The sequence below is a fragment of the Streptomyces sp. NPDC021562 genome (genome assembly GCF_040640875.1).
Lineage (GTDB): Bacteria > Actinomycetota > Actinomycetes > Streptomycetales > Streptomycetaceae > Streptomyces.
Window position 1 is genome coordinate 127,703 of the sequence record NZ_JBFACN010000022.1, and the last position, 22,793, is coordinate 150,495.

The 22,793-nt window shown below is 73.1% G+C and carries 13 protein-coding genes; 7 read left to right on the forward strand and 6 right to left on the reverse strand.

What is annotated here, in order from left to right; all coding sequences use genetic code 11:
- The gene (locus tag AB0G52_RS30150) at positions 1–2,826 is read left to right on the forward strand and encodes an NHLP bacteriocin export ABC transporter permease/ATPase subunit (RefSeq protein WP_361340473.1); all 2,826 of its coding nucleotides are present in this window, start codon (positions 1–3) and stop codon (positions 2,824–2,826) included.
- Positions 2,827–3,020: 194 nt separating this feature from the next.
- Positions 3,021–4,523, forward strand: coding sequence for an MFS transporter (locus AB0G52_RS30155; RefSeq protein WP_132894282.1), 1,503 nt, complete (start codon positions 3,021–3,023; stop codon positions 4,521–4,523).
- A gap of 252 nt (positions 4,524–4,775) precedes the next feature.
- Here the strand turns inward: AB0G52_RS30155 and AB0G52_RS30160 are convergent, their stop codons facing one another.
- The gene (locus AB0G52_RS30160) at positions 4,776–5,198 is read right to left on the reverse strand and encodes a subtilase-type protease inhibitor (protein WP_132894284.1); all 423 of its coding nucleotides are present in this window, start codon (positions 5,196–5,198) and stop codon (positions 4,776–4,778) included.
- 351 nt (positions 5,199–5,549) lie between these two features.
- On the opposite strand from AB0G52_RS30160, the gene AB0G52_RS30165 reads away from it, so the two are divergent.
- Entirely contained in the window at positions 5,550–6,719 is a 1,170-nt protein-coding gene (locus tag AB0G52_RS30165) for a lactate 2-monooxygenase (protein ID WP_361340478.1), read from the forward strand.
- A 158-nt stretch (positions 6,720–6,877) separates the two neighbouring features.
- Here AB0G52_RS30165 and AB0G52_RS30170 read toward each other — a convergent pair whose 3' ends face one another.
- Both AB0G52_RS30170 and AB0G52_RS30175 read right to left on the reverse strand, forming a co-directional pair.
- Positions 6,878–8,512 (reverse strand): RICIN domain-containing protein, encoded by a 1,635-nt coding sequence (locus AB0G52_RS30170; protein WP_361340481.1) that lies wholly within the window; start codon positions 8,510–8,512, stop codon positions 6,878–6,880.
- A 451-nt stretch (positions 8,513–8,963) separates the two neighbouring features.
- Positions 8,964–12,065 (reverse strand): glycoside hydrolase family 2 TIM barrel-domain containing protein, encoded by a 3,102-nt coding sequence (locus AB0G52_RS30175; protein WP_361340483.1) that lies wholly within the window; start codon positions 12,063–12,065, stop codon positions 8,964–8,966.
- Between the two features lie 272 nt (positions 12,066–12,337).
- Here AB0G52_RS30175 and AB0G52_RS30180 point away from each other — a divergent pair, with 272 nt between their 5' ends.
- Positions 12,338–14,722, forward strand: a complete 2,385-nt coding sequence (locus AB0G52_RS30180; RefSeq protein ID WP_361340486.1) for a SpoIIE family protein phosphatase — start codon at positions 12,338–12,340, stop codon at positions 14,720–14,722.
- Between the two features lie 7 nt (positions 14,723–14,729).
- On the opposite strand, the gene helR is transcribed toward AB0G52_RS30180, so the two are convergent.
- The 3 genes from helR to AB0G52_RS30195 form a co-directional block, all read right to left on the reverse strand.
- The gene (gene helR, locus AB0G52_RS30185; RefSeq protein WP_361340489.1) at positions 14,730–16,904 is read right to left on the reverse strand and encodes an RNA polymerase recycling motor ATPase HelR; all 2,175 of its coding nucleotides are present in this window, start codon (positions 16,902–16,904) and stop codon (positions 14,730–14,732) included.
- A gap of 231 nt (positions 16,905–17,135) precedes the next feature.
- Positions 17,136–18,338, reverse strand: a complete 1,203-nt coding sequence (locus AB0G52_RS30190) for a glycosyltransferase (RefSeq protein WP_361340492.1) — start codon at positions 18,336–18,338, stop codon at positions 17,136–17,138.
- 144 nt (positions 18,339–18,482) lie between these two features.
- Complete coding sequence (locus tag AB0G52_RS30195; RefSeq protein WP_132894297.1) at positions 18,483–19,031, reverse strand: RNA polymerase sigma factor; 549 nt, start codon at positions 19,029–19,031, stop codon at positions 18,483–18,485.
- A 46-nt stretch (positions 19,032–19,077) separates the two neighbouring features.
- On the opposite strand from AB0G52_RS30195, the gene AB0G52_RS30200 reads away from it, so the two are divergent.
- The 3 genes from AB0G52_RS30200 to AB0G52_RS30210 all read left to right on the forward strand — a co-directional run bounded on the left by AB0G52_RS30200 (position 19,078) and on the right by AB0G52_RS30210 (position 22,761).
- A complete protein-coding gene (locus AB0G52_RS30200) occupies positions 19,078–20,475 on the forward strand; it encodes a serine/threonine-protein kinase (RefSeq protein ID WP_132894298.1) in 1,398 nt (465 codons plus the stop codon).
- Positions 20,476–20,604: 129 nt separating this feature from the next.
- Positions 20,605–21,312, forward strand: coding sequence for a DUF4232 domain-containing protein (locus AB0G52_RS30205; protein ID WP_361340497.1), 708 nt, complete (start codon positions 20,605–20,607; stop codon positions 21,310–21,312).
- Between the two features lie 192 nt (positions 21,313–21,504).
- Positions 21,505–22,761, forward strand: coding sequence for a hypothetical protein (locus AB0G52_RS30210; RefSeq protein WP_361340500.1), 1,257 nt, complete (start codon positions 21,505–21,507; stop codon positions 22,759–22,761).
- The last annotated feature ends 32 nt before the right edge of the window (positions 22,762–22,793 follow it).

The window sequence follows — 22,793 nt, forward strand, 5'->3', positions numbered from 1 at the left end:
ATGACCACTGTGGACGGCGGTGACCTGGTTCTCGGCGCGTTCGGCTCCCTGGGCGCCCGGATCGACTGCACCGGCTTCAACCGGCTGGACCTCGAAGGGCCGCAGACGCTGTGGCTGGTGGCGTCCGGCGCCCTGGACCTGTTCGCGGTGGACGCCGAGCAGCAGGGCCACTGGCACCACCTGGGGCGGCTGGAGGCCGGCGCGCTGCTGCTCGGTCCGGTCGCGGGACCGCAACACACCCTGGTGGCACGCCCGTTGCGCGACTGCGTGGTGCACCGCGTCGGGCTGCGCGAGCTCTACCAGCCCGCGAGCACCCAGACCTGGGCCTACGACGAGTACGGCAACCCCCAGTACGTACCGCCGGCCACCAGTCCCCTGGAGTACGCCCTCGCGCTCGGCGTCGGCCGCGGTCTGTCGATCCTCTTCCAGGCCCCGATGACCGCGAGCGAGCGGGCGGCGGCTCCCGCCGACGACGACGTCTTCTGGATGCAGGTGCCGCCCGGCAGCGTGCAGTACGGCTCGCTGTACGGCGCGGAGGCGGCCGCCGACCTGCTGATGGACCCGGCCGTGTGGCAGAGCATGGTCGACCAGCAGTACCGCCTGCTCACCACCCTCGACCGCTGGATCGAGCAGCTGGAGCGCACCCACGAGACGCGTGCGGCGGCCGGTATCCAGGCCGGTGAGGCGGTGCGCGCCCAGGCCGACCGGACCCTGCTGGCCGCCATCGGCAAGGGGGCCAAGCGCACCACGGCCGCCGACGCCGACGCCTCCTACGCGGCGTGCAGGCTGGTCGCCGAGGCGGCCGGCATCACCCTCGCGGAGCCCGCGCAGTCCGGTGCTGTGCCGACCGGGAGTGACCGGATCGACCCGGTCGAGCGGGTGGCGCTGGCCTCCCGGGTACGGACCCGTGCGGTACGGCTCGACGGCGGCTGGTGGCGGGACAACGTGGGTCCGCTGGTCGGGCACCGGGCGCTGTCCGGGGCGCCGGTCGCGCTGCTGTGGCGGCGCGGCGGCTATGTGGCCGTCCATCCGGCGACCGGCCGGGAGACCCCGGTGGAGAAGGCGAACGCGGCGGAGTTCGAGCCGCGCGCGGTGATGTTCTACCGGCCGTTGCCGGACCAGGCGCCCGGCCCGCTCGGCCTGCTCCGCTTCTGTCTGCGCGGCACCCGGGGAGACCTGGGGAACCTGCTGCTGGCCGGGCTGGTGACGGTGGCGATCGGTTCGCTGGTGCCGATCGCCACCGGCAAGGTGCTCGGCACGTACGTGCCGACGGCGCAGACGGACCTGATCGCGCAGGTCTGTCTGGCGGTGATGGTCAGCGCCGTGGTCTCGGCCGCGTTCACGCTCCTGCAGAACCTGACGATCCTCCGCCTGGAGGGCCGTATCGAGGCGACCCTCCAGCCTGCCGTCTGGGACCGGCTGCTGCGGCTGCCGACGAAGTTCTTCACGGAGCGCTCGACCGGCGAGCTGGCGAGCGCCGCCATGGGGGTCAGCGCGATGCGCCGGCTGCTGGCGGGCGTCGGCCCGGTGGTCGCCCAGTCGGTGACCGTGGGGGCGATGAACCTGGGCCTGCTGTTCTGGTACAGCGCCCCGATGGCCCTGGCGGCCCTGGGCATGCTGGTCGTCATCGCCGCCCTGTTCCTGGGTCTCGGCCTGTGGCAGGTCCGCTGGCAGCGCCGCCTGGTGGTGCTCGGCAACAAGCTCAACAACCAGGCGTTCCAGACCCTGCGCGGGCTGCCGAAACTGCGGGTGGCGGCGGCCGAGAACTACGCCTACGCGGCCTGGGCCGGGGAGTTCGCGCGCAGCCGGGAACTCCAGCAGAAGGTGGGCCGGATCAAGAACCTCACCAGCGTGCTCGGGTCGGTCTACCTCCCGGTCTGCACCCTGCTGATGTTCATGCTGCTCGCGGGCCCGGCGAAGGGGGTGATGGGCGCGGCGGCCTTCCTCACCTTCAACACGTCGGTGACGATGCTGCTCACCTCGGTCACGCAGCTCACCGGCTCCTTCGTGTCGGCGGTGGCCGCGCTGCCGCTGTTCGAGGAGATCAAGCCGGTTCTGGAGGCGGCGCCGGAGGTGCGCACCGCCAGCACCCGCCCCGGCCCGCTGTCCGGTGCCGTGGAGGCACGCCGGCTGTCCTTCCGGTACGCGGACGACGGTCCCCTCGTCCTCGACGACGTCTCCTTCGCCGTCCGTCCGGGCGAGTTCGTGGCGATCGTCGGCCCCAGCGGCTGCGGCAAGTCGACCCTGCTGCGCCTGCTGATCGGCTTCGACAAGCCGGTGTCGGGCAGCGTCCTGTACGACGGTCAGGACCTGGGCGCCCTTGACCAGTCCGCCGTGCGCCGGCAGTGCGGGGTGGTGCTCCAGCACGCGCAGCCGTTCACCGGCTCGATCCTGGACGTCATCTGCGGCACCGAGCCCTACACCCCGGAGGAGGCCATGGCGGCGGCCGAGATGGCGGGCCTCGCGGAGGACATCCGGCGGATGCCGATGGGGCTGCACACGATCGTGGCCGGGAGCGGGGCGATCTCGGGCGGCCAGCGGCAGCGGCTGATGATCGCCCAGGCGCTGATCCGGCGGCCCCGCATCCTCTTCTTCGACGAGGCGACGAGCGCCCTCGACAACGACACGCAGCGCACGGTCATCGAGAGCACCCGGAAGCTGAACGCCACCCGGATCGTGATCGCCCACCGGCTGTCGACGGTGATGGACGCCGACCGGGTGATCGTGATGGAGGACGGCAAGGTGGCCCAGCAGGGGCCGCCGGCGCAGTTGCTCGCCGACACCGGCGGACGGCTGCACGAGCTGGTGCGACGGCAGCTGGCCTGACCGGTCGGTGACGCTTCCGGTTCCCCGCCGTGCGGGGAACCGGGCACAGCCATGCCAGCGAAACTTTGCCGTTTCGCTGAAAGTGCTCTAATCTCAAGGTGTACGAAACCGTTTCGTTCGCGCGCTGGTGAGGCCGCGGCTACCGAAACGTCTTCTGCTGTCCCCTCGAACGACTTCCCTGGAGTGGTTCCCTCATGTCCGAGAAGACCCTGACCGACGATGCCCGCGCGGGCGCCGCGGAGGCACCCCCGGCGGCCTCCCCGAAGCGGTGGTGGATCCTCGCGGTCATCGCCATCGCCCAGCTGATGGTGGTGCTCGACGCCACGATCGTGAACATCGCCCTGCCGTCCGCCCAGGCGGACCTCGGATTCTCCGACGGCAACCGGCAGTGGATCGTCACCGCGTACGCGCTCAGCTTCGCCTCCCTGCTGCTGCTCGGCGGCCGGATCGCCGACCTGTTCGGCCGCAAGACCGCCTTCCTCATAGGTGTCGCCGGCTTCGCCGCCGTGTCCGCGCTGGGCGGTGCCGCGAACGGCTTCGGGATGCTGGTGACCGCGCGCGCCCTGCAGGGTGCCTTCGGCGCACTGCTCGCCCCGACCGCGCTCTCGCTGCTCAACACCACGTTCACCGACGCCCGTGAGCGGGCCAGGGCGTTCAGCGTCTACGGCGCCATCGCCGGGGCGGGCGGTGCGGTCGGCCTGCTGCTCGGCGGTGTCCTCACCGACACCTTCGACTGGCGCTCGACCCTGTACGTGAACGTCGCCATCGCCTTCGTCGCCTTCGCGGGCGGCATGGCCCTGCTGCACAACCACCGGGACGCCGGGAACTCCAAGCTGGACGTCCTGGGCACGGTCCTGGTCGCGGCCGGTCTGTTCTCGCTGGTCTACGGCTTCTCCAACGCCGAGACGCACGACTGGGGTTCGCCGCTGACCTGGGGCTTCCTGATCGCTGGTGTCGTGCTCCTGGCGGCCTTCGCCTGGTGGCAGACCAAGGCGGCGCACCCGCTGCTGCCGCTGGGCATCCTGATGGACCGCAACCGCGCGGCCTCGCTCCTCACGGTGCTGATCTCCGCCGGCGGCATGTTCGGCGTGTTCCTCTTCCTCACCTACTACCTGCAGCTGAACCTCGGCTTCAGCCCGACGAAGACCGGCGTGGCGTTCCTGCCGATGATCGGCGGCCTGATGGTGACGGCGCAGATCGGCACCCAGCTCCTGGTACCGCGGCTCGGCCCGAAGGTCGTGATCCCGCTGGGCTTCGCGGTCTCCGCGGCCGGCATGGCCTGGCTGACCGGGATCGGCGTCGGCTCCAGCTACGTCAGCGCGGTGCTCCCGCAGCTGGTCATCACCGGCCTCGGCCTCGGCCTGGTCATGCCGGCGGCCATGCAGCTGGGCACCGGCGGAGTGACCGCCGACGAGGCGGGTGTCGCCTCCGCGACGGTCAACGCCATGCAGCAGGTGGGCGGTTCGATCGGTACGGCGCTGCTCAACACGCTCGCGGCGAGCGCGGCGACCAGCTACCTCTCCGGACGGGACGCGACCAGCAAGCTGGTGCAGGCCCAGGCCACGATCGAGAGCTACACCACGGCGTTCTGGTGGTCGGCCGGGATGTTCGCGGCGGGCGCGGTGATCGCCTTCCTGCTCTTCCGGCCCGGCGTGCCGGTGCAGGACCCGGAAGCGGCGCCGGTCGTCCACATGTGACACACGCAGGAGCCGCAGGTTCCAGGGGCCGCCGTCAGCAGGGAGACGGCGGCCTTCGCCGTTCGTACTCCGCCGCTCCCCGGAGCTCCCGGGGACGGGAGCGCCGGGGAGCGGCGGTGGTGCCGGAGGCGGCGGGCGGCCCCACTCCGCCCGCCCGCCCCCGGTGCGAGATCGCAGGTTCCCCGCTCCAGAGGCCGCACTCCCCAGTTACGGACCTGTTCGGCAGGCACGAGCACCGTGCGATCCCGGGTCTCAGAAGGCGAAGACGCTCGACCCGTAGGCGTCACGCATGCAGGTGTTGCCGAAGGTGCGCTCGTAGGAGACGCGCTTGCCCTGCCAGACGCCCTCGACCGTGACCACGACGGGGTCGTAGAGCTTGGTGCACCACACGTCGCTTCTGGGCGTCAGCGCGTTGAGGTCGCCGCCGGCGCCGCGCAGTTCGGCGCAGGCCTGGGCGGCGGCCGGGTGGGTGCCGGAGGCGGCCGGCGCACAGGTGAGGGTCACCGCGCGCTCGGGCGTGGCGGTGGCCGCGTCGCTGCCGTGGCCGGTGGTGAGCACCAGGGCCGAGGGGGCGTAGAGCGAGCTCGGGGCGGCGACGGCGGCCCCGGTCAGGGGTCCGCTGACGGCGACGGCCGTGAGGCCGAGGGCCGCTGCCCAGCGCGCGGTGGTTCGCATTGTGTGCATCCTTCCGCTCGATTCGACGGGTGCCGCCCTCGGCCCGGTGGGTGCCGGGGCGGCGGGCGCCACTCTGCCGACTCCGCCGTCGAAACACACATCGCACCCACAGGTTTGAGTAACCTTGCGTATTGAATCAGTGGCGCGAAGTCACGGAATTCGAGCACGTCGACCGCTCAACGGAGCGGTTCTTGATCGCTCTGTGCGGCCAGATGGCCGAATCCCCTCGCCTCGTTAATCGTCCTGAAACATTCCGCTTCCGCTCCCGGCGCACCTGGGAGTCCGGCCCGCACATACCGTCGAGTACGGTCGCCACGGCGCGTACTCGACGTGGAGAGGCGGGACGTACGGATGGCGAAGCACTGGGCGGACTTCCAGTACGAGATCTATCTCAACGGGATGACGGGGGTGGTCCCGCGGCTGCCCACCGACCTGACCCGCCTGGAGGAGCTGACCGAGCGGCGGCTCGGGCCCGGCCCGGTCGGCTACGTGGCGGGCGGCGCGGGCGACGGTTCCACCCTGCGCGCCAACCAGGCCGCCCTGGCGCGGCGCCGCATCGTGCCGCGGATGCTGCGGGACGTCGGCGAGCGGGACCTCGCCGTGGAGGTGCTGGGCCGCCCGCTGCCGGCCCCGCTGGCCCTGGCGCCCGTCGGCGTGCTGTCGATCATGCATCCGGACGCCGAGCCGGCCGCCGCCCGGGCCGCCGCCGCGCAGGGCGTGCCGTTCATCCTGTCCTCGGCCTCCAGCACGCCGATGGAGCAGGTGGCGGAGGCGATGGGGGACGCCGAGCGGTGGTTCCAGCTGTACTGGGGCAGGGACCGCGAGGTGACGAAGAGCTTCCTCGCGCGGGCGCGGGCCGCCGGGTTCTCGGTGCTGGTCGTCACGCTCGACACGCCGCTGCTCTCCTGGCGGCCGCGCGATCTCGACCAGGCGTACCTGCCGTTCCTGCACGGCGTGGGCACCGCCAACTACTTCACCGACCCGGCGTTCCTGGCGGGGCTCGCCAAACCGGTGCACGAGGACCCGAACGCGGCCGTGCTGCACTTCCTCGGCCTGTTCGGCGACCCGAGCCACACCTGGCCCGACCTCGCCCTCCTGCGGCAGCACTGGGACGGGCCGATCGTCCTCAAGGGCGTGCTGCACCCGGACGACGCCCGGCTCGCCGCCGACGCCGGGATGGACGGGGTGGTGGTCTCCAACCACGGCGGCCGTCAGGTGGCCGGTTCGGTGGCCGCGGCCGACGCGCTGCCGCGGGTCGCCGAGGCGGTGGGCGACCGGCTGACCGTGCTCTTCGACAGCGGGGTGCGCACCGGGGACGACGTCTTCAGGGCGCTCGCGCTCGGCGCCCGGGCGGTGCTGCTCGGACGGCCCTACGTCTACGGTCTGGGCCTCGACGGACAGGCCGGCGTGGAACACGTGATCCGTTCGCTGCTCGCGGAGTTCGACCTCACCCTCGCCCTGTCCGGGCACCGGGCCCCCGTCTCGATCAGCGCGGCCGACCTGGTGGAGGAGTCCCCCTGAGCGGGAGCCCCGTGCCCAGGAGTCGGCCGCCGCGGATCGGGCGGCGCCGCGCACGGCGCGGGTCTGCGCACCGCGCCGGCCCCCTCGGCCGCCGGGCGCCCGTGCGACTTCGGTGACGCGGACGTGCGCCGTCGTGGCGTCGCCGCCCGCAACACGCCCTAGCTCCCCGTGAGTTCCGCGGGCCGTGCCGACGAGCTGCCCGAGCCGGCGACGGAGAGCGAGCCGGGGCTCTGGGACGGTGCCGGTGCGTCGGTCAGCCAGCGCTGGCTGCTGGTGCGGTCGCGGACCTTGACCACGATGTCGTCACCGGGGTTCACCCCGGCCGTGGCGAGGGCGAGCGTCTCGTCCCACCGGGGCAGCAGCTCGCCCTGCGCGGTCAGGTCGTAGCGGACGTCGTTGCCGCGGCCGGTGCCGGCCTCGGCGCAGGTGCCGAGGATGACCACCCCGGCGTCCGCGTGCGAGTCCAGGCACAGGCCGTCGCCGGCCACGCTGCGCAGTTCCCCGTCGCTCTCGAACGTCCACTGCTGGGTGTTGGCCGTCGAACACACCGCGAGCACGACGCTCGCCCCGGCCTTCGGCTCGCCGTTGATGTCGAGGCAGAGCTGGGCCGCGGCGTTGCGCAGCCGGGTCGCGTCGTGGGCGGCGGGCAGCCCGGCCGTCCCGGAGGTGGGCGTGGCGTCGGGCGTCGCCTCGGGATCGGTGCCGCCGGGGACCAGTCCCGCGGTCGCGACGGCGTCGCTGCCGTCGCCGCCGCCCGACAGGGCGCTGACGGCGAGGACGGAGGCCAGCAGTCCGGCACCGGCGACTCCCACACTGGTCAGCAGCGTCTTCGACGACCAGGGGCCGGGCGGGCGGCGCACCGGGATGCGGGCCAGGATCCGGGTGCGGGCCGCGGCGCGCCGTCGGCCGCCCCCTCCGGAGCGCCGGGCGGCGCGGGTCAGCGGCTCCACCTCGCCACCCTTGCGTCCCGGGCGCGAGTCGAGGTAGCGGCGGGCCCCCCAGCCCAGTACCGCCTCGACGAGCAGCAGCCCGAGACCCTCCTCGACGTGCCCGAGCTGCTCGGCGGCGACCCGGCAGTAGGGGCACTGGGCGAGGTGCTCCTGGACGTCCGGCAGCAGGGCGCCGCCGCGGCGGATCGGAACGTCGAGCAGCCGGTTGTAGTAGCGGCACTCCTGGGACGGTGCGAGATCCCGGTGCGCGCGGACACAGCCTTCCCGGAATTTCTCCCGGGCGTCCTCCAGCGCCGCCGCCGCGGTTGTCGTGTCCATGCCCAACAGACCGGCGGGTACGGTTATCGGCTCGGCCTCGACCTCGCTGTGCCAGAGCAGGCTCTGGGCGAGCGCCGGAAGGCCCAGGAATGAACGCTCCGCGAGGGCGCGGTTTTCCGGCGCCGTGGGCTTGGTGGCGCGCATACCGCGACCGCCGGCCGGTTTCCCGAGGTCGGGGAGAACCTCGGCTATTCGGTCCTCGGCGGACCAGTTGGCGACCGTGTCACGGACCGAGAGCAGCAGCCGGGGCCGGATCGCGTCGGCCGTCTCACCGAGGGCCACCCGGTCGAGGACCTGGTGGAAGGCGGCGGCCGCGACCATGTGCGCGACGGGCCCGGAGGCGGCCAGGCAGATGACCGCGTATTCCTGGACGGGCCGCCAGTGCCGGGCCATGAGGAGCGCGGCGGACCGGGAGGCCTCGATGTCGGAGCCGGCTCGCAGCGGGGCGGCGAGGGACTCGTCGGACTCCCCGGCAGCACCGCCCGGCGGCGGATAGGGCGGGCGAGGCGGATGGGGGGTGGGCACTGAACGGATTCCTTTGGTGCGGTGGTGCGTACCTCTTCGGTGCGCGGGCGGGGGGTGGGAATTCGCCGGCCGGATGTCGGCAGTGTTCCCCAACTGTCGAATTGGTCCCGGCGATTAACCCCCGCGCGGATGATTAACCCTCGCACAAGTCTCACACGAGCAACAAGGCGCCTGTACAACATCGACAGCGTTGACAGAAAGTCAGAAAGGCGGCGGTGGCTATTGCCCCTTCATGGCCGCATTCACCATTGCGCGCACCCCGTGCGAACCGCGCGCACGCAGGGGTCCCGCGCGCACGCTCCCGGCCCTCCGGCCCGGGTGGTCCACTGATGACCGGCCCTCCTCGAAAGGCCCCGCGCAGAACGGCGGCTCTCCTGCGCGAAACAGGCCGCCGGCCCTGTTCCTCCCGCCCTCGGCCGGCGGCCACGGGGAGGGCCTGCGGCCCGCCCCGTCAGAGGTCGAGTCTGCTGATCCGTACCGCGCCCGAGGGCTGCCCGGGGTGGGCGCTGGTCAGGGTCAGCCGGAGGCGGGAGCCCCGTACCGCGGTGAAGGTGACGACGGTCGGGGCGTCCGAGGCGGTCGCCCACTCCAGCGTCGTACCGGTCACCGGCCGGTAGGCCGTTCCGTCCCAGAACTCCACCGTCACCGACGTGGGCAAGGTGTGGGTGGCGTCCACCGTGAAGGAGACCTCGGCCCGGTCGAAGACGCGGGTCCGCCCGAAGTCGACCGACACCCAGTCCTTGGTCCGGGCACCGCTGAACGCGGGCAGCAGGGCGGTGGCGGACTTGGCGAAGGCGTTGGACCAGCCGGTGGCGGGGTCGCCGTCGAGCATGGCGGCCGGCAGGGTGTCGGCGCGTCCGGAGTAACTGGCGTCCGCGCGGGGGTAATCCGGCGGCGCCGGCAGGTCGGGGCCGAACCGGGGCGCGGGGGTGCCGGCCACCGCGTGGGCCGGGGTGGTGCGCAGGGTCGCGGTGCCCGCGCGCAGGCCGTCCACGTGGGCGGTCACCCTCAGGCGGCCCGCCCCGGTGCCGGAGCGGACGATGGCGAGCGCCTTGCCGTGGAAGGCGGTGCGGGTGACCGCCTGGTAGCGCTCGGCGCTCTCCTCACGGCCGTTGTCGAGACCGGCGATCGACCCGCCGGTCACGTCGAAGGAGATGAGGTGCTCGGCGTCGGGGACCGGCACGCCGTGCGCGTCGACGATCTCGGCGGTCACGAAGGCGAGGGACCGGCCGTCGGCGGCGAGGGACCCGCGGTCGGCGGTCAGGCGCACCGCGTGCGGGGCACCGGCGGTGCGCAGCACGTCGGTGGCGACCACCCGTCCGTCGCGCCGGGCGACCGCCCGCAGCTCGCCCGGCCGGTACGGCACCTTCCAGGTCAGGTGCAGCTTGCCCGCGCTGCCGTTCGGGCTGGTGTAACTGCCGGGCCAGGGGCCGGTGGTGAACGTCTTGTCGTCCCCGGTGGCCTCGGTGGTCTCCAGGTACGTACGGCCGTCGGTGGTCGTCTTGGTGTCGAACTCCCGCACGCCCAGGGACTTTCCGTTCAGGAACAGCTCGACGGAGTACACGTTGGCGTAGGCCCACACCTCGACCGTGTCCCCGGGCTCGTGGTTCCAGGTCATCGGGACGAGGTGCACCATCGGCTCGCTCACCCACTGGCTGCGGAAGAGGTGGTACATGTCCTTCGGGAAGCCCGCGGTGTCGACGGCACCGAAGAAGGACGACTTCACCGGGAACACGTCGTACGGCGTCGGCTCGCCGATGTAGTCGATGCCCGACCACAGGAACTGGCCCGCGAACCACTTCCGGTCCCGGTCCTTCTTGTGGCCGTACTCGCCGCTCATCGTCCAGGAGGCCAGGTTGTTGTCGTAGGAGGAGGTCTCACGGCGGCCGGGGGTGTGGTTCTCACCCGTGTTGAGGTGCTCCGGCTCCTGGTACGCGCCACGGGTCGAGGTCTCCGAGGAGGACTCGGACTCGAAGAGGAAGAGCTGCGGGTAGGCCGCGTGCAGCGCGTCCACGGACTTGGCGGTGTTGTAGTTGAGGCCGAGGCCGTCGAGCTTGGCCAGCATCAGGTCGGCGGCCGAGCCCTTGGACGGCACCCCGTGGTACTTGTTCGAGCCGATGACCACCGGGCGGGTGTCGTCGGCGGCCCTGACGGCGGCGATGATCCGGTCGGCCATGGCGAGGCCGGCGGTGGAGGTGGAGTCCGGGATCTCGTTGCCGATCGACCACAGGACGACGGCGGGTGAGTTGCGGGCGGCCAGGACCATCTCGGTGGCGTCGCTCTCGCACCACTCGTCGAAGAACCTGCCGTAGTCGTACGTGGTCTTGCCGGTCCGCCAGCAGTCGAAGGCCTCCACCATCATCACGATGCCCAGGTCCTCGCAGACCTCGATCATCTGCGGCGAGGGCGGGTTGTGCGAGGTGCGGAAGGCGTTGACGCCCATCGACTTCATGATCGTCATCTGCCTGCGCACCGCGTCGGCGCTGATCGCCGCGCCGAGCGCGCCCTGGTCGTGGTGGAGGTCGACGCCCTTGATCTTGGTGTGCACGCCGTTGAGCGAGAAGCCCTCGTCGGGGTCGAAGCGGAAACCGCGGACGCCGAAGCGCGTCCTGCAGGTGTCGACGGGGCGGCCGGCCACCCGCAGTTCGGTGCCCAGCGTGTAGCGGTACGGGCTCTCGAACCCCCACAACCTGGGTTTTGCCAGCGTCAGTTCGTGCGTCTCGGTGGTCTCGCCCGAGCCGGCGACGGTGACCGTGGTGGCGGTACGGGCGACGGTACGGCCGTCCGCGTCGGCGATCCGCGAGACCACCTCGACGTCGGTGCCGTCGCCGGACTCGTCGACCACGGCCGTCCGGACCCGTACGACCGCGCGGTCGGCGGTGATGTCCGGCGTGGTCACGTACGTCCCCCAGCGCGCCACGTGCACGGGGTCGGTGATCACCAGGCGGGCCTCGCGGTAGATGCCGCTGCCCGAGTACCAGCGGCTGCTGGGCAGCTGGTTCTGCACCTTGACCGCGAGGACGTTCGCGGTGCTGCCGTCGGTGTGCAGCAGCCCGGTGAGGTCGAGCGCGAAGCCGGTGTACCCGTAGGGGTGACGGCCCACCCGGGTGCCGTTGCAGTACACGTACGAGTCCATGTAGACGCCGTCGAACTCCACCGAGATCCGTTTTCCGGCACAGCCGGGCGGCAGCGTGAAAGCGAGCCGGTACCAGCCGAGGCCGCCCGGGAAGAAGCCGGTGCCGCTGGTGGTGCCGTGGTCGGTGGTCGGGGTCTGCTCGATGCTCCAGTCGTGCGGTACGGCGACCCGGCGCCAGGCCGAGTCGTCGTAGCCGGGGTCGGCCGCGTCGGCGTAGGCGCCGGTCGGGTCGGTGATGCCGCCCGGGTTGACCAGCGCGAAGCGCCAGCCGTCCCGCAGGGCGACCGTGCGCCGGCCGGTGACCTGCGAGGACGTCCCTGTCTCCGGGGCCGCCCAGGCGCCCGGTGCGGCCGGCAGGACGCCGGCCGTGGGGGCTGCCGTGGCTGCTGCCAGAACCGATCTGCGCGTGACCGTCATGGTGCGGCTCTCCCTCATCAGGGCTCAGAACTACTCACAACTGATCGTGAACAAACAGATTCTGACGGTGTGACACGTGCGGCCGTCAAGGGTCCGGAAGGGTCCGGCGGTGCCTCCCGTCCCGTCGGCCGGTCCTCGTCCGGCACTCCGGACAGCGCGCCGCCCTGCCCGGCCGGGCGCCGCCGCCTGCCGGTCGCGGACGGTCCCGACGCACTACGCTGAACACCAGTGGTGCACCTGTTGACTGTGAGTGTGCGCTTGGGAGTGGCGAGATGAGCCGGGTCTATCCGTTCGACGATGCGGCGACGGCCCGGGCTGTCATCGACGAGAACGGCACACTGGTCGAGTGGAACGAGGGCGCGCGACGGCTCCTCGGCCACCCGGCCGACGAGGTCGTGGGCCGGCCCGCCGCGCGGCTGCTCGCCGCCGACACCACACCGCCCGCGCCCACCGGCGACCGCTGGGACGGCGTCCTCCGGCTCCGCCACCGGGACGGCCGCACCCTGCCCGTCTGGCTGCTCGCCCACCACCGCACGGCGGACGACGGGCGTTCCGGGCACTGGCTGGTGGTCTCCCCGCTGGACGGCAGCGGTCCGCGCGGCCTGGACGACCCGCTGGGCACCGCGGTCCTGATGCAGTCGCCGTGCGCCGTCGCCGTCTACGACGAGCACCTGCGGCTGCGCCGCGTGAACCAGGCGATGGCCGAGGTCATCGGGCTGCCCGAGGAACACATCCAGGGACTGCGGATCGAGGAGATCGGCGGCCAGCCGCAGAGCGAGGAACTGGAGCGGAACATGCTCCAGGTGCTGACCTCTGGACGCCCGCTGGACGTCCAGACGTATCTGCGCACCGGGGGCGAGCCCCTGGCGCACGCCTGGCTGGCCCGGATGGCGCCGATCACCGACGCGGCGGGACGGGTGCGCGGGGTCTGCCTGGCCGCGCACGACTTCACCGAGAACTACCTGGCCAGGGAGCGTCTCCAGCTGGTCAACGAGGCGAGCGTACGCATCGGCGGCACCCTGGACGTCACCCGTACCGCCCAGGAGCTGGCCGACGTCTGCGTCCCCGCGCTCGCCGACTTCGTCACCGTCGACCTGCTGGACCCGCCGGAGTCCGGCGAGGAGCTGCCGGTGCCGCTGTCGGCACCGGTCACGCTGCGCCGCACCGCGCACCGGTCCGTGCTGCCCGGCACGCCCGAGGCGGTGCTGGCACCCGGGCACACCGAGTCGTACCCGGCCTTCTCGCCACAGGCCGACGCGCTGATCGCGGGCCGTACCATCGTGGCCTCGGTGCCCTCGGGCGACATGACGCAGTGGCTGACCTGGCACAAGGTGCGCGGCGAGCGGGTGCGCGAGTTCGGCGTGCACGCCTCGATGGCGGTGCCGATCCAGGCGCGCGGGGTGACCCTGGGGGTCGCGGTGCTCACCCGGCACCGGCGGCCCGATCCGTTCAGCGCGGACGACGTGCTGCTGGCCGAGGAGATCACGGCGCGGGCCGCCGTCTGCATCGACAACGCCCGCCGCTTCTCCCGCGAGCGCGAGACCGCCCTGGCCCTGCAGCGGAGCCTGCTGCCCCGGACGCTGCCGCACACCGCCGCCCTGCGGGCCGCCTCGCGCTATCTGCCCGCGGCCCGCGCCGGGGTGGGCGGCGACTGGTTCGACGTGATCCCGCTGTCCGGGCTGCGGGTGGCCATGGTGGTGGGGGACGTCGTCGGCCACGGTGTGCAGGCCTCGGCGACCATGGGCCGGCTGCGGACCGCCGTGCGCACCCTGGCCGACATCGACCTGGCCCCGGACGAGCTGCTCACCCACCTCGACGACCTGGTGCTCCGGCTCTCCGAGGAGCAGGGGGGCGAAGGCAGCCCCGGGGAGGTCGGCGCGACCTGCCTGTACGCCGTCTACGACCCGGTGTCCCGGCGCTGCACGCTGGCCCGTGCCGGTCACCCGTTGCCCGTCGTCCTGCGCCCGGGGGGCCGCCTGCACGAGGTGGACCTGCCCGCGGGCCCCCCGCTGGGCCTGGGCGGACTGCCGTTCGAGTCGACCGAGATCGAGCTGCCCGAGGGCACGGTGCTGGCGATGTTCACGGACGGGCTGATCACCTCCCGGCACCAGGATCCGGACACCGGTCGCCGTCTGCTCCACGAGGCACTGGCGGCGTACGGCGGCTCCCTGGACGAGACCTGCGACCGGATCCTGCACGCCCTGCTGCCGTCGGGCGGCGCCGCCGACGACGTGGCCCTGCTGCTGGCGCGCACCCAGAGCCTGCCGCCGTCCCGGGTGGCGACCTGGGACGTCCCCGCCGACCCGGCCCTGCTCGCGCGGATCCGCAAGGAGGTCGGGGAGCAGCTGGACGTGTGGAAACTGAGCACCGCCGCCTTCACGGTGGAGCTGGTGGTCAGCGAACTGGTCACCAACGCCCTCCGCTACGGCGCCCACCCCATCCGGCTGCGGCTGATCCACGACCTGACCACCCTGATCTGCGAGGTCTCCGACGCCAACCCCACGGCACCGCACCTGCGCCGGGCCAAGACCTGGGACGAGGGCGGCCGGGGCCTGCTGCTGGTGGCGCAGCTGACGCAGCGCTGGGGCAGCAGGCACACGCCCGAGGGCAAGACGATCTGGGCCGAGCTGTCGCTGCTCGACCAGGACGGGAGCTAGGGCAGCTCTAGGCGCCGCTCGTGAGGATCACCAGTTGCCGGGTCGCCCTGGTCATCGCCACGTACCGGTCCACGGCGCCCTCGACGCCCTCACCGAACTCCTCCGGGTCCACGAGCACGACCAGGTCGAACTCCAGTCCCTTCGACAGCGCCGGGGACAGCGAGCGGACCCGGTCACGAGCGGTGAAGTAGGGAGCGCCGATCACGCAGGCGATGCCCTCGGCGTGGGCGGCGAGCCAGGTGTCGACGATCGTGTCCAGCTCCGACACGGCGCCGTGCACGACGGGCAGGCCGCCGCTGCGGATCGACGTCGGCACGTTGGCGTCGGGCAGCACGGCCCGGATGACCGGCTCCGCCTCCGTCATGACCTCTTCGGGTGTGCGGTAGTTGATACTCAGGGAGGTCAGGGTGATCCGGTCGAACCCGACCCGTTCGAGGCGTTCGCGCCACGACTCCGTGAAGCCGTGCCGGGCCTGGGCGCGGTCCCCGACGATGGTGAAGCTGCGGGACGGGCAGCGCAGCAGCAGCATCTGCCACTCGGCGTCGGTGAGTTCCTGGGCCTCGTCCACGACGATGTGCGCGAAGGGTCCGGCGAGCAGGTCCGGGGCCGCGGTGGGCAGTTCGGACTCGTCGACCAGGCTGACCTTGGCGTCCGCGCCGCGCAGCATCCGCACCAGGCCCTCGCCGTCGTCACCGTCGGCACCCGAGTCGGTCGCGGCGCCGATCAGGTTGTCGACGACCTGTGCCATCCGCTCGCGCTGGGCGGCGAGGACGGCCTCCTGCCGCTGCCGGCGCCGGGCCGCCTGCGGGTCCCCGAGCCGCTGCCGGGCCGCGTCCAGGAGGGGCAGGTCGGACACCGTCCAGGCCTGCGCGTCGGCGCGCCGCAGCTTCCGGACGTCGTCCGGGCCGAGCCAGGGGGCGCACATCCGCAGGTAGGCAGGCACCGACCAGAGGTCCCCGACCAGGTCGGTCGGCTCCAGCAGGGGCCATGCCCCGTGCAGGGTGTCGACCAGCTCGCCGTCCCGCCGGATCGACGCGCGGAACTGCTCGGGCGTGACGTCGTCACCGGCGTACCTGTCCAGCAGGATGGTGGCCAGCTCGTCCCAGATCTGGTCGCGGGCCTCGTTGTGCGGGGTGCCCGGCGCGGGGGCGCGGAAGGCGTCGGCCCAGTCGTCCGCGGTGAGCCGCAGGTCGCCCCAGTCGGTGCTGACCGTCGTCCCCTCGGCGGGCGGCTCCTCGTAGAAGCGGACGGCCGTCTCGATCGCCCGCACCATGTCGGCGGACGCCTTCAGCCGCGCCACCTCGGGGTCGGGCTCGGGTGCCGCGCCGGCTCCCTCGTCGACGAGGTCGGCCAGGACGCAGGTGTGCACGCCCTCCTCGCCGAGGCTGGGCAGCACGTCGGAGACGTAGGTCAGGTAGGGCCGGTGCGGGCCGACGAACAGCACCCCGCCGCGCCGGTGTCCGAGGCGGGGGTCGGCGTACAGGAGGTGGGCGGTGCGGTGCAGGGCGACGACGGTCTTGCCGGTGCCCGGGCCACCGTCGACGACGAGGGCGCCCCGGGATCCGGCGCGGATGATCGCGTCCTGGTCGGCCTGGATGGTGGCGAGCACGTCGCGCATCCGTGGTGACCGGTCGGCGCCGAGGCCGGCCACGAAGGCCGACTGGTCGTCGAGCGCGGCGTGCCCTTCGAGACCGTCGGCGGTGAACACCTCGTCCCAGTAGTCGCTGATCCGGCCGTCCGTCCACCGGTACCTGCGCCGGCTGCGCAGCCCCATCGGGTCGGCGTGGGTGGCCGCGAAGAACGGTTCGGCCGCCGGGGACCGCCAGTCGACCAGCAGCCGGTGGCCGTCGCCGTCGGTGAGACCGAGCCGGCCGACGTAGACGGGCTCGGGATCGTCGGCGCGGACGAAGTGCCCGAGGCACAGGTCGAGTCCGAAGCGGCGCAGGGTGCGCAGCCGTCCCGTCAGCCGGTGGATCTCGTTGTCCCGGTCCATCGCGGCCCGCCCGGTGCCGCCGGGCGCCCTGAGCTCGGCGTCGAGGCGGTCGGACAGCTCCGCGACCGACTGCGCGAGACAGTCGGCGACGGCGGCGAAGTGCCGCTCGTCACCGGCGATCAGCGCCGGGTCGGCCTTGGCGGTGAGACGTTCGGGCAGGGCGAAGGCACGGGTGGTCAGGGGGGTCACTGCATCAGCTCCGTGGAAGGCGCTACGACCGGTGGGGCCGCCGACGGATGGTGGCGGCCGGTCGTGACTGCGGGTGCGTGGGGGTTGCTCGCGCAGTCCCCGCGCCCCTTACGGGGCGCCGGGACACGGCGGGAATCACGCGTGGGCGGGGGCGAACAAGTGGGGGCGAAGGGGTGGAGGGGGCCGCGCCGGGCTCGGGGCCCGGCGGCCCCTGTTCAGGCACGTGCGGGTTCAGGCGCCGTCCAGCAGCAGCCTCGCCGCCACCGTCGCCCCGTCGGTGCGCATCGTGCGGGCCACCTCGGCGGCGCGGGTGCGCGTCCCGGGGTCAAGGGCCTTCGCGAGGGCGGCCGAGAGGGACTCGACGGTCGGGGTCGGGCCGTCGTGGGCCGCGCCGATGCCCAGTTCGGCCACCCGGGCGGCCCAGTGCGGCTGGTCGACGATCTGCGGGACGACAACTTGGGGCGTCCCGGCCATGGCCGTGGTCGTCGTCGTGCCCGCGCCGCCGTGGTGCACGACGGCCGCCACCCGGCGGAACAGCGCCTGGTGGTTGACCTCACCGATCACGAAGCAGTCCGCCCCGTCGTCGGCCGCGGTGAGCCCCGCCCAGCCGTGCGCGACGAGCACCCGCCGTCCCTGGGCCCGTACCGCCTCGACGGCCACCTTCGCCGCGTCCGGCGCGCCGCGCAGCGCCATGCTGCCGAAACCGACGTACACCGGTGGCTCACCGGCCGCCAGGAACGCCGACAGGTCCTCGGGCAGCGGACGTTCGTCCGGCAGCACCCACGCCCCGGTCTGGACGAGGTCGAGGTCCGTGAGGTCCCGCCAGGGACCGAGCACCGGGTCCGCCGCCAGCCAGGCCCGGCCGGTGAGGACGTGGTCGCGGACGTTCTCGACGGGCGGCAGGCCGATCGCCGCCCGGTGGGTGTTGAGCGCCTCGCCGTACAGCGCGTTCACCTTCTCGCCGTCCACCTTCCACAGGGTCCGCAGGTCGGCGTCCGGCGGGGCCGGACGCCCCGGCCGTCCGACCGGCCGGAAGTGCGAGGACGGCATGCCGAACGGGTGCGGGCAGGCGAACACGTACCGGATGCCCAGCTTCTCCGTCACCGACCGGGCACCGGCCGGCATCAGCCCGCTCGCCACCAGCGCGTCACACCCCTCGGCCGCCGGGGCGACCGTGTCGAAGTGCGCGGCGACCAGCTCGGGCGCGAGCTTGAAGGCGTCGTCGGGCGACGGGTTCGGCCTGGTCACCAGGGCGCGCACGGACGGCCCGAACGGTACGTGCGTCACGCCCGCGCGGGCCAGCAGCTCCGCGAACTCCTCGTCCGGCGGCGCGCACACCCGTACCTCGGCGCCGAGGGAGCGCAGCGCCGCCCCCAGTCCCGCAAGCGGCTCGACATCCCCGCGCGACCCGTATCCCATCAACAGCACACGCATGCCGCGTATCCCCCTAAAACCGCAGTTCCTGGTCTCGGCCTGCGATTCTGCGGGACGAGGGGGGCCTTGCCGCAAGCCCCCCGGTGCGCTATACGTTGAAAAGGGAAAGGGGCCGCACGGATGCGGCCCCTCACTGCTGTCGGGTCACGGTGCGCTCAGCCACGGCCGGACCTGCTTGCGCGCCTCGTGCAGCCGCGACTTCAGCGTCCCCAGCGGAATGCCCACCCGCTCCGCGACCTCGGCGTAGTCCAGCTGGCAGATGTCCCGGTAGACGAGCGGCGCGACCAGTTGCGGGTGCTCCCGCTCCAGCCGGTCCAGCGCCTCCAGCAGGTCGATCCGGGATCCCGCGATCACGCTGGTGGTGCGCGGGTCGACGTACTGGGCGGGTTCGATGGCCGCCGGCTCCTCGGCCGCCCGCCGCTTCAGGTCCCGGTACTTCTGCCGGGAGCAGTTGGCGACGACCGTGTAGAGCCAGGTGCTGAACCTGCTGCGGCCCTCGAAGGTGGAGATCTTCCGGGAGATCTGCAGCAGCACGTCCTGGGCCGCTTCCTCGGCGTCCTCACGGCACGGCAGGAAGCGCCCGCAGCGCCTCACGACGTCGGGGCGGACCTCGGTCAGCAACTGGTTCAGGGCCCGCTGGTCGCCGGCGGCGGCCCGCCGGGCGAGGTCTTCGGTCAGCGCGGCGTCCGGCACGGGAGGTCCCCCTCGAAGTCGATCTCAGGCCAGGCATGATAGTCGTATGCAACCCCTGGAGCGGATCGGCCGCTATCGCCTCGAACGGCGCCTGGGCACCGGCGCCTTCGGGACGGTCTGGCTCGCCCACGACGACCAGCTGGACGCCCCGGTCGCGGTGAAGGTCCTCGCGGACAACTGGTCCCACCGTCTCGACATCCACGACCGATTCCTGTCCGAGGCGCGGCTGCTGCGCCGGGCCGACTCCAAGCGGGTGGTGCAGGTCTACGACATCGGCGAACTCCCCGACGGACGGCCGTACTTCGTGATGGAGTACGCCGACGCGGGCACCCTCGCCGAGCTGCTCGCCGCCGGCCCGCTGCCGGTGCCCGACGCGCTGCGGCTGACCGCGCTGGCGGCGCGCGGTGCGGCCGACCTGCACGAGGCGGGGATCGTGCACCGGGACATCAAACCGACCAACGTGCTGCTGCGCACCGCGCCGGACGGCACCCGCCGGGTGCTGCTGGCCGACCTGGGGCTCGCGAAGAGCCTGGCGCAGGCGTCGGGACTCACCCTGGCCGCCGGCTCGGCGGGCTACCAGCCGCCGGAGCAGGCCCAGCCGGGCGCCGGCATCGACGCCCGCGCCGACATCTACGCCCTGGGGGCGGTGGGCTACGAGCTGCTGACCGCGACGGTGCCGGGCGCGCCCGGCCGGGTGGTGCGGCCCGACCGGCTGCGGCCGGACCTCGGAGAGGACGTGCAGCGGGCGCTGATGCGGGCCCTGGAGCCGGACCGGCAGCGGCGCTGGCCCACCGCGCACGCCTTCGCGGACGAGCTGGACCGGCTGGCGGACCTTTCGGCGGCCCGTCGGCCGAGGCGGCTGGACGGGGTGCGCCGGCGGCTCAACGCGGTCACCCTCACGCTGGCCGCGGTCCTCGCGGCCGGCGGCACGGCGGTCGCGGTCACACTCGTGCAGCACGGCGGGACGGCGGGCGACCGGACGCGGGTCGCCGACTCGACCGGGCGCGTGGTCGCGGAGGTGCCCTCGGCGTGGGCGGGCGAGCTGCGGGACGCCGGCTGGAACCCGGCGGCTCTGGGGCTGGCGTCGGGTCACGAGCCGGGCCTGGAGGTGGCCGACGACGTGTCCGCGTGGCAGGACCTGACGACCGCGGTGAACGGCGTCTTCATCGGCCTGAGCGAGCACGGGGACGTCGCCGCCAAGGTGACCGCGCTGACCCACTCGGGCTGCCGCTACGAGGGCAGCCGTGCCTTCACCGGTACCTCGTGGAAGGGCCGGGTGCGGACCTGGAGCGACTGTTCCGGCGCGGGCGGCTCGATCCAGGAGGCGGCCCTCGGTCCGGCCGGCGGGGGCGCCCGGCCCCAGGTGTACGTGCAGGTGCGGCAGAAGGGCGCCGCCGACGGTGACACCACGGACGGCATACTCCGCTCGCTGCGGGTCACCTGACCCGATGAATCCGCGGCGTGCCCCCGAACTTTTCCGTCGTCGGTCCCATCGGATGGGGTGGAGGGCGCACGGAGCGCCTCGGGGCACGTCCCGTACGCGTGCTCATGACATCCAGGAGTGGTGAGACAGATGGCGTACACGTCCCAGTCCTTGCGGCGCGGGGCGGCCCTGCTCGCGAGCACGGCCGCCGTCCTGGGCCTGCTGACCGCCTGCGGCAGCGGCGGCCAGGGCAAGTCCCCGGAGTCGGTGTCGGGCACGGCCGCGCCCGCGACCGGCAGCGCGCCGGGTTCGGCCGGCTCGGGCACCGCTTCCGCATCGGACGGCACCGGGTCCTCGCCGACCTCGCGGAACACCGGCACGGCGACCGGCGGGCCGGCGACCGGGGCGTCGAAGGGCGGCACCACCACCGCGTCCGGTACCCGCTGCCACACCTCCGAGCTGACCGCCTCGGTGGGCCGCAACGACCCCGGGGCCGGTCAGGAGAACTTCCCGATCGTGCTCACCAACACGTCGTCCCGGACCTGCACCGTGCGCGGCTATCCCGGCGCCGCCTTCGTGGACGCGTCCGGCGCCCAGCTCGGCCCCGACCCGCAGCGCGAGCCCGGCGCCACCGCGACGACGGTCACCCTGAGGCCGGGCGGGAGCGCCTGGGCGGGGCTGACCTTCTCCAGCCCGGACATCAGCGGCGCCAGGACGGCGACCCCCGCCTCGCTGGTCGTCACCCCGCCGGACGAGAAGGACTCCCTGAAGGTGGCGTGGAAGGGCGGCCCGGTCCCGGTGTCCGGGAACTCCTCCTCGGTGCGCCTGAACGTGTTCAGCGCCGGCACCGGCGCCTGACCACACCCTGACCGGACCCCGCCGCCCCCTCCCCCCGGGGGCGGCGGGGTCCGCCGTGTCCGGGCCACGACTGTCACAGACGTGCAACACGCGCGACCGCCTCCGATCTTTTCCGCCGGACCGCCCATCGAACCCGACGACCACGCAGCAGGCGGCTCCACGAGGGGCCGGCACGACGGAATCGGGGCGGACATGAGCGGCATCTCTCGCAGGCGGGTGCTGACGGCGGGCGCGACGGCGGGGGCCCTGGGAGCCCTCTCCGCGTGCTCGAACGGCAACTGGTCGCTGGGCGGCGGCGGTTCGGCCGACGGTGTGAAGGACGGCGGTGCGAACGGGAACGCCCCGGCCAGGCCGCTGAAGCTGATCGGCGACGGCTCCACCGCCGACACCGGCGCCCAGCCCCACCAGCCGAAGGCCGCCCGCCTCGCGGCCGGCGCCAAGCCGCCGCAGTTCGTGGTGTTCTCCTGGGACGGCGCGGGCGAACTCAGCAACCAGCTGTTCTCCCGCTTCCGCAAGGTGGCCGCCGACCACGGCGCGAAGATGACGTTCTTCCTCTCCGGCATCTACACGCTGCCGGAGGCCAAGAAGGACCTCTACCGCCCGCCGCGGCACGCGGTCGGCGCCTCCGCGATCGGCTACCTCGCCGACCGGCACATCCACGCCACGCTCCAGCAGGTGCGGGCCGCCTGGCTGGAGGGCCACGAGATCGGCACCCACTTCAACGGGCACTTCTGCGGCTCCGACGGCGTGCGCAACTGGTCCCCCGCCGAATGGCGCAGCGAGATCGACCAGGCCGTGGACTTCGTCACCAGGTGGAAGACGAACACCGGCTTCACCGACCTGGAGCCGCTGCCCTTCGACTACCGCAAGGAGCTGGCTGGCGGCCGCACCCCGTGCCTGGAGGGTCAGGCCAACCTGCTGCCCACCGCGGCCGCGCTCGGCTGGAAGTACGACGCCAGCTCCCCCGGCGGGCTGCAGATCTGGCCCGGCAAGGTGCAGGGCAACCGCATCTGGGACTTCCCCCTGCAGTCCATACCCTTCCCCGGACACTCCTTCCAGGTCCTGTCGATGGACTACAACATGATGTACAACCAGTCCGTCGGCAACCCGCTGGGCGACAAGGCCCGGTACGACGCCTGGCGCATCCAGGCCCGGGACAGCTACGTCGCCGGGTTCGAGCGGGCGTACTCCACCAACCGGGCGCCGTTCTTCATCGGCAACCACTTCGAGCGCTGGAACGGCGGCATCTACATGGACGCCGTCGAGGAGGCGATCGGCCGGATGGCCGACCACGACGACGTGCGGTTCGTCTCCTTCAAGCAGCTGGTGGCGTGGCTGGAGGCGCAGGACCCGGCGGTGCTGCGCAAGCTGCGCACGCTGAACCCGGGGCAGGAGCCGACGGGCGGCTGGGGCGAGTTTCTGGGCGCGGCGGGTAACCGGTCCTCGTAACCTCGGTCTGCTTACATGAGTGGGCCGCACTT

Excerpts from the sequence above, each read along its gene's own strand:
- AB0G52_RS30150 (WP_361340473.1), top strand. The coding sequence starts at position 1 with ATGACCACTGTGGACGGCGGTGACCTGGTTCTCGGCGCGTTCGGCTCC.
- AB0G52_RS30155 (WP_132894282.1), top strand. The coding sequence starts at position 3,021 with ATGTCCGAGAAGACCCTGACCGACGATGCCCGCGCGGGCGCCGCGGAG.
- AB0G52_RS30160 (WP_132894284.1), bottom strand. The coding sequence starts at position 5,198 with ATGCGAACCACCGCGCGCTGGGCAGCGGCCCTCGGCCTCACGGCCGTC.
- AB0G52_RS30165 (WP_361340478.1), top strand. The coding sequence starts at position 5,550 with ATGGCGAAGCACTGGGCGGACTTCCAGTACGAGATCTATCTCAACGGG.
- AB0G52_RS30175 (WP_361340483.1), bottom strand. The coding sequence starts at position 12,065 with ATGACGGTCACGCGCAGATCGGTTCTGGCAGCAGCCACGGCAGCCCCC.
- AB0G52_RS30180 (WP_361340486.1), top strand. The coding sequence starts at position 12,338 with ATGAGCCGGGTCTATCCGTTCGACGATGCGGCGACGGCCCGGGCTGTC.
- AB0G52_RS30190 (WP_361340492.1), bottom strand. The coding sequence starts at position 18,338 with ATGCGTGTGCTGTTGATGGGATACGGGTCGCGCGGGGATGTCGAGCCG.
- AB0G52_RS30200 (WP_132894298.1), top strand. The coding sequence starts at position 19,078 with ATGCAACCCCTGGAGCGGATCGGCCGCTATCGCCTCGAACGGCGCCTG.
- AB0G52_RS30205 (WP_361340497.1), top strand. The coding sequence starts at position 20,605 with ATGGCGTACACGTCCCAGTCCTTGCGGCGCGGGGCGGCCCTGCTCGCG.
- AB0G52_RS30210 (WP_361340500.1), top strand. The coding sequence starts at position 21,505 with ATGAGCGGCATCTCTCGCAGGCGGGTGCTGACGGCGGGCGCGACGGCG.